The sequence below is a fragment of the Phenylobacterium aquaticum genome (genome assembly GCF_022695515.1).
In the GTDB taxonomy this organism is placed as follows: Bacteria; Pseudomonadota; Alphaproteobacteria; order Caulobacterales; family Caulobacteraceae; genus Phenylobacterium; species Phenylobacterium aquaticum.
This window is the reverse complement of the sequence record NZ_JALDPT010000038.1, coordinates 37,093-47,148: the sequence shown is the minus strand read 5'-3', so window position 1 is coordinate 47,148 and position 10,056 is coordinate 37,093. Positions and strand designations below refer to the sequence as shown.

At 71.4% G+C, this 10,056-nt stretch carries 10 protein-coding genes; 8 read left to right on the top strand and 2 right to left on the bottom strand.

Annotated elements, in window-relative coordinates; genetic code table 11:
* From MQH10_RS21920 to MQH10_RS21910, 3 genes are all read left to right on the top strand, one after another.
* On the top strand, positions 1–232 hold a 232-nt coding region (locus tag MQH10_RS21920; RefSeq protein WP_242566109.1), incomplete at its 5' end, for a hypothetical protein.
* A complete protein-coding gene (locus MQH10_RS21915) occupies positions 229–1,152 on the top strand; it encodes an efflux RND transporter periplasmic adaptor subunit (protein WP_242566108.1) in 924 nt (307 codons plus the stop codon). The genes MQH10_RS21920 and MQH10_RS21915, both read left to right, overlap by 4 nt.
* Before the next feature lie 4 nt (positions 1,153–1,156).
* Positions 1,157–4,225, top strand: a complete 3,069-nt coding sequence (locus MQH10_RS21910) for an efflux RND transporter permease subunit (protein ID WP_242566107.1) — start codon at positions 1,157–1,159, stop codon at positions 4,223–4,225.
* Here the strand turns inward: MQH10_RS21910 and MQH10_RS21905 are convergent, their stop codons facing one another.
* Positions 4,226–4,873 (bottom strand): FABP family protein, encoded by a 648-nt coding sequence (locus MQH10_RS21905; RefSeq protein ID WP_242566106.1) that lies wholly within the window; start codon positions 4,871–4,873, stop codon positions 4,226–4,228.
* Between the two features lie 142 nt (positions 4,874–5,015).
* Between MQH10_RS21905 and MQH10_RS21900 the strand changes: the two genes are divergently transcribed.
* Entirely contained in the window at positions 5,016–5,900 is an 885-nt protein-coding gene (locus MQH10_RS21900) for an alpha/beta fold hydrolase (protein ID WP_242566105.1), read from the top strand.
* A 108-nt stretch (positions 5,901–6,008) separates the two neighbouring features.
* On the opposite strand, the gene MQH10_RS21895 is transcribed toward MQH10_RS21900, so the two are convergent.
* Positions 6,009–6,374: a phasin family protein gene (locus tag MQH10_RS21895; RefSeq protein WP_242566104.1), complete on the bottom strand. Its 366-nt coding sequence runs from the start codon at positions 6,372–6,374 to the stop codon at positions 6,009–6,011.
* A gap of 231 nt (positions 6,375–6,605) precedes the next feature.
* On the opposite strand from MQH10_RS21895, the gene MQH10_RS21890 reads away from it, so the two are divergent.
* Genes MQH10_RS21890 through MQH10_RS21875 form a run of 4 tightly spaced genes read left to right on the top strand, consistent with a single transcriptional unit; the run spans position 6,606 to position 10,049 of the window.
* Complete coding sequence (locus tag MQH10_RS21890) at positions 6,606–7,325, top strand: alcohol dehydrogenase catalytic domain-containing protein (RefSeq protein WP_242566110.1); 720 nt, start codon at positions 6,606–6,608, stop codon at positions 7,323–7,325.
* Entirely contained in the window at positions 7,322–7,543 is a 222-nt protein-coding gene (locus tag MQH10_RS21885) for an MDR/zinc-dependent alcohol dehydrogenase-like family protein (RefSeq protein ID WP_242566103.1), read from the top strand. Before MQH10_RS21890 ends, MQH10_RS21885 begins: the two co-directional genes overlap by 4 nt.
* Positions 7,540–8,355 carry a P-type ATPase actuator domain-containing protein gene (locus MQH10_RS21880; RefSeq protein ID WP_242566102.1) on the top strand — a complete coding sequence of 272 codons (816 nt, stop codon included), beginning with the start codon at positions 7,540–7,542 and terminating at the stop codon, positions 8,353–8,355. Before MQH10_RS21885 ends, MQH10_RS21880 begins: the two co-directional genes overlap by 4 nt.
* Entirely contained in the window at positions 8,355–10,049 is a 1,695-nt protein-coding gene (locus MQH10_RS21875; RefSeq protein ID WP_242566101.1) for an HAD-IC family P-type ATPase, read from the top strand. Before MQH10_RS21880 ends, MQH10_RS21875 begins: the two co-directional genes overlap by 1 nt.
* Positions 10,050–10,056: the final 7 nt, after the last annotated feature.

Genomic DNA, 10,056 nt, shown 5'->3' with positions numbered 1-10,056 from the left:
CGAGCGGGTCGCGCGCGCCGCGGGCCACAGCCTCGCCGCCGGGGCCGGGGACCGCACGGACGACCTCGCCGCCCGCGCGGCGCTGAAAGAAACCGACCTGGCCGCCGAGGACGCCCGCAAGGCCGTCGCCCTGGCCGGTCTGGACCTGGAGGCGGCGCTCCGGCGTCCCGCCGATCCGGCGGAGGCCGAGCTGATCCGCGCCGCCGTCGTCAAGCTGGAGACCGCCCCATGAGCCGCGTCCGCCTCGCCCTGGCCTTGCTTCTGCTGATGACCGCAGGGCGGGCCCAGGCCGCCAATCCCTTGATCGAGATGTCGACCGACATCCAGCGCAAGCTGGGTCTGGCCACCCAGCCCCTGGCGGCCGCGCATCACGCCGCGGCCCTGTCCGGTTTCGCGCGGGTCCTCGATCCCGGCCCGCTCGCGATCCTCGATTCCGACATCGCCCAGGCCGCCGCCATGGCCCAGGCCTCCCAGGCGGAGGCCGCGCGGTCGCGGGGCCTGGCCGCCGAGGACGCTACGGTCTCCACCCGCGCCGCGGAGGCCGCCACGGCCCAGGCCCGCGCCGACGCCTCCAAGCTCGCCCTGCTGCGTCGGCGGCTGGGGCTGGAATGGGGGCCGGCCTTCATGTCGCTGAGCGACGCGCGGCGCGGCGACCTGGTCGGCCAACTCGCCGCCGGCGTCGCCGCCCTGGTGCGCGTCGATGCCGGCGCGGGCCTCGGAGGCGCCAAGTCCGTACGGCTCGACCTCGGCGGCGGGCGGAGCGCGGCGGTCCGGGTGCTGGGCCCCGCGCGGGCCGCCGATCCGCGGCTGCTGTCCTCCGGCCTGATCGGCCTGGTGACCGGGCCCCAGGCGAGCGAACTCGGCGTGGGCCTGACCGTGCCGGCCTTGATCGCCACGGGCGGAGGCGGGGAGGGCGTGCTGATCCCGCGCGCTGCTCTGATCCGTTCCGGCGGAGCGACCTTCGCCTATGTCCGCAAGGACGCCACCCATTTCGAACGCCGGACCATCACCGGAACCGCGACTGATCCGGCCGGGCTGTTCGCCGCCGGCGGATTGAAGCCCGGTGAGGCGGTGGTGGTCGCCGGCGCCGCGGCCCTGCATGCGGCCGAGACGCCCCGCGCCGCGGCCGCCGACACTGACGAGGACAAATAGGCCCGTGCTCGCCGCCCTTGTTCGCTGGTCGCTCAATCGTCCCCGCCTGGTCGCAGCCGCGGCCCTGTTGCTGCTGATCTATGGCGGGGTGGTGCTGGCGCACGCCAAGTTCGACGTCTTCCCGGATTTCGTCCCCGCCCAGGCGGAGGTGCAGACCGAGGCGCCGGGCCTCGCCGCCGAACAGGTGGAGCAGCTGGTCACCCGGCCTGTGGAGCAGGCGATCAGCGGCGCGGCCGGGGTCGCCGCCGTCCGTTCCGACTCCATCCAGGGCCTGTCGATCGTCACCGTGGTGTTCAAGGAGGGCTCCGATCCCTACCGCGCCCGCCAGGTGGTGGCCGAGGCGCTCGGCGAGGTGGCGACCAGCCTGCCCACGGGCGTGAAGAGCCCCAAGGTCGCGCCGCTCACCTCCTCGACCATGGACCTGCTCAAGGTCGGCTTCACCTCCGACAAGCTGACCCCCATGCAGCTGCGCGACCTGGTCCAATGGACCGTGCGGCCCAAGCTGCTGTCCGCCGCCGGAGTGGCGCGGGCCACGGTCTATGGGGGCGAGGTGCGCCGCCTGGAGGTCCAGGCCCGGCCCGACGCCCTGGCCGCCCGCGAGATCACGCTCTCCGACCTGCTGGCGGCCGTGCGGGCCTCGACCGGCGTGAGCGGCGGCGGCTTCATCGACACCCCGCAACAGCGGATCCTGATCGAACCGCGTGGCCAGGCCCTGACCGCCGCGGACATCGCCGCGGTCCCCATTGCCGGGACGGGCGCCCCCGTGCGCATCGGCGATGTCGCCCTGGTCCGGGAGGCCGCGGCCCCGGACGTGGGCGACGCCGTGATCATGGGCCGACCCGGCGTGCTGATCAGCCTGTCCAGCCAGTACGGGGCCAATACCCTCGACGCGACCCATGCGGTGGAGGCGGCGCTCGAGGAGCTTCGGCCCGCGATCGAGGCCCAGGGGGTGACGATCACCACCGGCCTGCACCGGCCCGCCAATTTCATCGGCTCGGCCCTGGGCGGCATCGGCGAGGACCTGCTGATCGGCGCGGCCCTGATCGCCCTGGTGCTGTTCCTGTTCATGCGCAACCTGCGCACGGTCGCCATCTCCTTCATCTCGATCCCGCTGTCCTTGCTGACCGCGGTGATCGTGCTCGACCGACTGGGCTCGACCATCAACACCATGACCCTCGGCGGCCTGGCCGTGGCCCTGGGTGTGGTCGTCGATGACGCGGTGATCGACGTGGAGAACATCGTGCGCCGTCTGCGCACCCGCGGGGATACGCCGGCCGCCCAGGTGGTCCTGGCGGCCTCCCTGGAGGTCCGCGCCCCGGTCATCTATGCCACCCTGGTCGTGGCCCTGGTGCTCGTGCCGGTGCTGATGCTGCACGGCCTGCAGGGCGCCTTCTTCGCCCCCCTGGCCGCGGCCTTCATCGTGGCGACCGCGGCGTCCCTGGCCGTGGCCATCCTAATCACCCCGCCTCTGGCCCTGCTGTTGCTGCAGAACGCTCGCCTGGACGAGGAGCCCGGCTTCCTGGTGCGCGCCAAGGCCTGGCACGAGGGGCTGCTGGCCCGCGCCTGCGGCCGGCCACGCGGCGCCGTCATCTCCACGGCGGCGGCGGCCGTCCTGACCGTCGCGGGCCTGACCCTGTTCAACTCCGAGCTGCTGCCCAGTTTCCGCGAAGGCCATTTCGTTCTGGCGGTGGCTGCGCCGCCCGGGACCTCCCTGCCAGTGATGCGCCGCTATGGCGAAGCGATCAGCCATGACCTGCTGGCCATTCCCGGCGTCCAGAGCGCCGAGCAGCAGATCGGCCGCGCCGAGGGCGGCGAGGACACCTGGGGCACGGAGAAGAGCGAGTTCCACGTCGAGCTGAAGCCCGGCCTGTCGGGCGCCGACCAGGACCGGATCCAGGCCCGCATCCACGACGTCCTCGACGCCTATCCCGGCCTCGAGACGGAGGTCCTGACCTTTCTGGGCGACCGGATCGGGGAGTCCTTGACCGGCGAGACCGCCTCCCTGGCGGTCGGGGTCTATGGCGCCGATCTCGACACCCTGGACAAGGTCGCGGCCGATATCGCCGAGACGCTCGGCAAGGTGTCGGGCGCCGTGGACGTCAAGGTCCAGACACCGCCCCAGACGCCGGTGGTGCGGGTCGATCTGCGCTTCGCCGATCTCGCGCGCTATGGCCTGACCCCGGCCGATGCGCTGGAAGCGGTCCAGACCGCCTATCAGGGCGTCGACGCCGCCCAGGTCTATGACGCCAGCCGATCCATCGACATCGCCGTGACCGCCGCCCCGGAGGTGCGCCAGGATCCGGAGGCGGTGGGTGATCTGCTGGTTCGCTCGCCGGGCGGCTCGGCCGTCGCCCTGAAGCAGGTGGCGAAAGTCTATCTCACCGACGGCCGGACCCTCATCTCCCACGAGGGCGGCCGACCGCGTCAGGTGGTGACGACCAATCCGCCGCCGTCACAGGTTCAGAAGGTCACCGCCGCCGCCAAGGCCGCCATCGCCAAATCGGTGAAGCTGCCGCCGGGCGTCTATCTCGACTATTCGGGAACCGCCGAGGGGACGATCGCCGCCCAGCGGGAGCTGCTGTTCAATGTGGCCCTGGCCGGGGCGGCGGTGGTGGCCCTGCTGCTGATCGCCTTCCGGGACGGCCGCGCGGTCAGCCTGATCCTGGCGTCCGCGCCCTTCGCCCTGGTCGGCGGCGTGGCGGCCGTGGCGGTGACGGGCGCGAGCCTGTCCCTGGGCTCTCTGGTCGGCTTCGTGACCCTGTTCGGAGTCGCCGCCCGCAACGCCATCCTGCTGGTCTCACACCTCGATCACCTGATCGCGGAGGAGGGGCGTGACTGGTCCCTGGCGACCCTGGCCCTGGCGACGCGGGAACGGGTGACGCCGATCCTGATGACCGCTTTGGTCACCGCGCTGGGCGTCGCGCCGCTCGCCATCCAGACCGGTCAGGCGGGCCGTGAGATCCAGGGACCGATGGCGATCGTCATCCTCGGCGGGCTGATCACCTCGACGATCGCCAGCCTGGTCCTGCTGCCAGCCCTGATCTGGCGCTTCGGCCGGCCCTCGACCCGCTGATCAGTCCGCGCGGCCATCAATCCGCGCCAGCGGGTTCGGCGTCGGCTGGGCGACGCGGGTCAGGGTGTTCCGGTCGGTGTGGTGGAACGGCTCGTCCTGACCGCGGACCTTCAGCACCGTGTCCTCGAAATAGGACCAGCTGTCGTCCGAGTTGATCGTCACGCTCATCTTGAAGGAATCGGTGCGGAAGGCGGCCTCCAGGAAGGGCGTCGAGCAGATGCCGTTCTCGGTGGAGCCGCGCACCGCCTCGACCTCGAACTTGGTGGCGTCGGCGGCGGCCGAGCCCATGGCCAGCACGACCTGGCCGCGGGGGATGGTCAGGGAATGCATGATCAGGCCGGTCGCCGGCTCCCAGAGCCAATAGCCCACCTGGTCATGGTAGGTCTCGGTCTCGTCCGGCTTCACCACATGCACGTGATAGCGCAGACCATAGAGAGTCTGCGGCCCGTTCGACTGAGGGTCGATGGGCTGAGCCTCAATGCGCTCGATGTAGGCCTGCCGGCGGGGGGTGTCGAAGTACGGATTGACGTCCAATCCCTTAGTCCCCTCCCAGACGCCCGCCAGGCCGCGCAGCGGGCCGAGATTGGCCAGGGTGTCGATGTCCTTGGGGTCCTGTTCGGTGAAGATGTCGGCGGGGATCTCGGACATGGGGGCTCCACAAGCTTAGGCTTGGTACAGGTTCACAGGGTTTGCCGGGGCGGAGCCTGCGCCGTCAAGCGAGACGTCCTTGGTTGACGCCGCCCCCGCCGGGCGCCATGGCCGAGGGCAGAAGTCGGGGGCGGGAACACGCATGTCTGAAGTTCTGGAGCCGCGCTTGCGCGACCGCATGATCGCCTTGCCCGGTCGTGGCGGCGAGATGGCCGCCTATGAGCTGGGCCCGGCCGACCGGCCGATCGACCTGGTCTTCAGCCACGCCAACGGCTTCAACGCCCGCACCTATCACAGCCTGCTCGCGCCGCTCGCCGACCGCTACCGGGTGCTGATGGTCGACATGCGCGGACACGGCCGCTCGCGGCTGCCCGCCGATCCGGAGGGCCGCACCTCCTGGAGCGATCTCGCCGATGATCTCCTGGCCTTGCTGGCGGTCGAGGATCTGACGGGCGTCGTGTTGTCCGGTCACTCCATGGGCGGCTGCGTCAGCCTGCTGGCCGCCGCCGAGGCGCCCGAGCGCGTGCGCAGCCTGGTGCTGTTCGATCCCGTGGTGATGTCCATCGATACGCCCCAGCCGCCCCGCGAGGAGATGGCGCGCTCGCCCCTGGCGCTGGGCGCCCGCAACCGGCGTGCGGTGTTCCCCAGCAAGGCGGCGGTGGTCGAGGCCTATCGCGGTCGCGGGGCCTTCAAGACCTGGCCTGAGGCGGCCCTGGTCGACTATGTGACCGACGGCTTCGTGGCCCGCCCCGACGGCGAGGTCGAACTGGCCTGCGCCGGGGCGTGGGAAGCCTCGAACTTCACCACGGCCGACACGGCCGGCTTCCGGGCCTTCGGCGCCTCGCGCTGTCCGATCCGGGTGCTGCGCGCCGAGCACGGCTCCACCTGCCGGGTGGACGGCCACATAGAGGCCCTGACCGCCGACGGCCGGATCCGCATCGAGACCGTGCCGGGCAGTTCTCACTTCCTGCCGATGGAGCGCCCCGACATCGTCCGGGACGCCCTTGGATCCGCCCTGGCCGACTAGAGCATTTCCGAAAAGTGTGACGCACTTTTCGGATTCGAAATGCTCTATCTCTTTGAATTAGAGCCCTTTTCATCCGATCTGGTTGATTCAACCAGATCGGAAAGGGCTCTACGCCTTGGGCGGCGCTTCGCCTTCGGGCTTGGCGGACTTGGCCGCCTCGTCCAGCGACTGGGCGATGCGCTGGCCGGCCTCCAGATAGGCCTTGGCGCGGGTCGACAGCCAGGCCTGCTCGACGGACAGCATCTCCAGCGGCGACTTGCAGCGGGACAGGTCACGCCAGGCCTGCGCGCCGTCGGCGGACATCTGCTCCAGGAAGCCGCCGGCCTCCTTCTCCCAGGTCTTCACGCCGGTCTCGAACAGGGTGCGGACCTGTTTCATGCCCTCGGCCATGGCGGTGTTCATGGACTCCAGGCCGGCCAGGGTCGCGGCCATGGGGTCAGACTGAAGCGGGGGCGGCGCTTGCTTGGTTCCCATCACGAACCTCCTTCACATCCGCTCTGAATGGCGGACGGCGCTCATTTTCGCCCCTTTGGCGAGCCATGTCTTGCTCTGGATCAACTGGACGGCGTCGGCCGAAGGGGCGCAACTTGACGGGGGTCAAGGCGCTTCGCGCCAGTCCTGCGAAGAGCCGCGCGGGCCTTGGCCCCGAGGAGGCGCGAGATGCGGGCGATGGTCTTGGCGAGGGCGGGGGCGGCCTTGCAACTCATGGATCTGCCCGCCCCCGTCGCGGGGCCCGGCCAGGTGGTTCTGAGCGTGCTCGCCTGCGGGGTCTGCCGCACGGACCTGCATGTGGTCGATGGCGAACTCGCCGAGCCCGTCCTGCCGCTCGTGCCGGGCCATGAGATCGTCGGCGTGGTCGAGGCCCTTGGCGCGGGCGTCGATCATCTGAAGGTCGGCCAGCGTGTCGGCGTCGGCTGGCTGGGCGAGGCCTGCCAGACCTGCCCCTATTGTCGCGCGGCCCGCGAGAACCTCTGCGACGCCCCGGTCTTCACCGGCTACACGCGCCATGGCGGCTACGCGACCCGCACGGTCGCCGACGCCCGCTACGCCTATCCCTTGGCCGATGACGCCGATCCGGCCGAACAGGCGCCGCTGCTCTGCGCCGGTTTGATCGGCTGGCGCTCCCTGGTCATGGCGGGGGAGGGCAAGGCCCTCGGCCTCTATGGGTTCGGCGCCGCGGCCCACCTGGTCGCCCAGGCCGCGCTCTATCAGGGGCGGGACATCTACGCCTTCACCGGCCGGGCGACCTCAAAAGCCAGGCCTTCGCCCGCGAGATCGGGGCGGTCTGGGCGGGCGGTTCGGATGAGACCCCGCCGGTCGCTCTGGACGCGGCGATCCTCTACGCCCCGGTCGGCGCCCTGGTCCCCGCCGCCCTGGCCGCGGTGCGCAAGGGCGGGACGGTGGTCTGCGCCGGGATCCACATGAGCGACATCCCGAGCTTTCCCTACGCCCTGTTGTGGGGGGAGCGGCGGCTGGTCTCGGTGGCCAACCTGACCCGCCAGGACGCGGTCGACTTCCTCGCCGTGGCGGCCCTGGCGGGGATCAAACCCCACGTCACGACCTATCCGCTCACCGAGGCCAACCGGGCGCTCGACGATCTTCGGGCCGGACGGCTCGACGGCGCGGCGGTCCTGATCCCGTGACCGGGCCCGCCGCCCCCTTCTGGACCCAGCCGATCGCGGCGCTCTATGTGCAGCTGGGCGCCCGCGCCGAGGGGCTGACCTCCGCCGAGGCGGCTCAGATCCTGGCGCGCAGCGGCCCCAATCTCGACGCGCCTCCGGCCAGGTTCGGCGGACTGAAGGCCATCCGCCGACGGCTGCTCGAGCCCCTGTCCCTGATCCTGATCGGCGCCGCGATCGTCTCGGCCATGACCGGAGACGCGGCCGGCGCCAGCATCATCCTGACCATCGTGCTGATCTCGGTCGGCCTCGACACGGTGCAGGAGGGCCGCGCGCTCAGGGCGGCCGAGAGCCTGCGCCAGGCCGTGGCCCTGAAGGCCGAGGTGCTGCGGGACGGCGCCTTCAAGGCCATCGACGTCGCCGGCGTCGTGCCGGGCGACGTGGTGCGGGTGCGCACCGGCGACATCGTCCCCGCCGACATCCGGCTGATCTCCAGCTTCGCGCTGTCGACCAGCGAGGCGGCCCTGACCGGCGAACCCTATCCCGTCCCCAAGGCGCCCGGCGACAGCGCGGCGCGCAGCGCGGCCGAGGCCGCCAACGCCCTGTTCCGGGGCTCGGTGGTCCAGGTGGGGGAGGGCTCCGGCCTGGTGGTCGGGACCGGGCGGCAGACGGTGTTCGGCGAGGCCGCCGCCATCCTGACCAGCGCCGAGGCGCCGTCGGCCTTTGAACGCGACCTGCACGGCCTGGGCCTGCTGATCGCGCGGATGACCGTGGCGCTGGCCCTGGTGATCCTCGCGGCCCATGTGCTGGCGGGCCGGCCGCCCTGCAGTCTTTGATGTTCGCCGTGGCCCTGGCGGTCGGGCTGACCCCCGAACTGCTGCCCATGATCACCACGGTCACCCTGTCGCGCGGGGCCATGCGGCTCGCCGCCCGCAAGGTGATCGTCAAGCGCCTGGCCTCGATCCACGACCTGGGGGCGATGACGGTGTTGTGCACCGACAAGACCGGCACCCTGACCGAGGCGCGGATCCAGCTCGACCGGTCCGTCGATCCCGAGGGCGTGGAGGATCGCGGCCCCGCGCGCTTCGCGGCCATCGCGGCCACGCTGGGCGGGGATCGCGGCGGGCTGGACGCCGCCTTGGCCCAGGGCGAACCCACGGCCGCCGAGGGCTGGAGCCTGATCGCCCAGCAGCCCTTCGACTATCAAGCGCGGCTTGGCGCCGTGCGGGTCAAGGGGCCGGACGGCGACCTCACCCTGGTCAAGGGGGCCCCCGAGGCGGTGATGGCCAGGTGCGTCATGGTACGGACCGCGGGCGGCCTCAGGCCGATGGACGCGGCCATGCAGGCCTCGGTGGTCGAGCGCGTGAAGGCCCGCGCCGCCGAGGGCTTGCGCGCCGTGGCGATCGCCTCGGGCGCCACATGGGTCGGGGCGACCGGGGCGGAGACCGATCTCACCCTCGAAGGCTTCTGCCTGGTCTCCGATCCCATGAAGCCCACCGCCAAGGCGGCGGTGGCGCGGCTGGCCGACGCTGGCGTGAAGCTCAAGATTCTGTCCGGCGACGATCCCATCGTCGTGCGGCGTCTGGCGGGGATGGTCGGCCTGCGGGCCGAGCGGGTGCTGTCGGGGCCCGACATCGCCGACATGCCCAATGACGCGCTGGCCGTGCAACTCGACCAGGTCGACGCCTTCGCGCGCCTGTCGCCGGACCAGAAGGCCCGCATCGTGCGGCTGTTCCGCGAGCGGGGCGAGGTGGTGGGCTATCTGGGCGACGGGGTGAACGACGCGCCTGGCCTGAAGACCGCGGATGTCGGCCTGTCGGTCGAAGGCGCGACGGGCGTGGCCCGCGCCGCCGCCGACATGATCCTGCTGGACTCCGACCTAGCGGTGGTGGCCGACGGGGTGGAGGAGGGCCGCCGGACCTTCATCAACATCATGAAATACGTGCGCATGGGGGCCAGTTCGAACATCGGCAACATGCTCTCGATGGGCGCGGCCTCGCTGTTCCTGCCCTTCCTGCCGATGTTGCCGACCCAGATCCTGCTCAACAATCTGCTCTACGACATCTCCGAGATCGGCATTCCGCTGGACCATGTCGCCGACGGCGCGCTCAAGCGGCCTCAGGTCTGGAGCCTGAAGGCCATCGCCCGGTTCTCGGCGGTGATGGGCCCGCTGTCCTCAGTGTTCGACCTCCTGACCTTCGCGGCCCTGCTGATGGTCTTCCACGCCGCCCCGGCCGAGTTCCGCACCGGCTGGTTCCTGGAATCCATGGCCACCCAGATTCTGGTGATCTTCGTGATCCGCACTCGCGGACTGCCGTGGAAGGCCCTGCCGCATCCGGCGCTCACGGCGACATCCCTGGGCGCCCTGGCCGTGGCCCTGGCGCTGCCCTTCACCCCGCTGGGCGGGCTGATGGGCTTCGTGGCGCCCCGCGCGTCGGTCCTGGCGACCATCGCCCTGTTCGTCCTGGTCTATCTGGTCGTGGCCCAGGGGCTGAAGCGCTTCGCCTTTCCGCCCATCGCCAACGGTTGACCTGACG

Coding starts and splice junctions, on each gene's coding strand:
- MQH10_RS21875 (WP_242566101.1), top strand. CDS start 8,355: ATGTTCGCCGTGGCCCTGGCGGTCGGGCTGACCCCCGAACTGCTGCCC.
- MQH10_RS21890 (WP_242566110.1), top strand. CDS start 6,606: ATGGATCTGCCCGCCCCCGTCGCGGGGCCCGGCCAGGTGGTTCTGAGC.
- MQH10_RS21915 (WP_242566108.1), top strand. CDS start 229: ATGAGCCGCGTCCGCCTCGCCCTGGCCTTGCTTCTGCTGATGACCGCA.
- MQH10_RS21885 (WP_242566103.1), top strand. CDS start 7,322: ATGAGCGACATCCCGAGCTTTCCCTACGCCCTGTTGTGGGGGGAGCGG.
- MQH10_RS21905 (WP_242566106.1), bottom strand. CDS start 4,873: ATGTCCGAGATCCCCGCCGACATCTTCACCGAACAGGACCCCAAGGAC.
- MQH10_RS21895 (WP_242566104.1), bottom strand. CDS start 6,374: ATGGGAACCAAGCAAGCGCCGCCCCCGCTTCAGTCTGACCCCATGGCC.
- MQH10_RS21900 (WP_242566105.1), top strand. CDS start 5,016: ATGTCTGAAGTTCTGGAGCCGCGCTTGCGCGACCGCATGATCGCCTTG.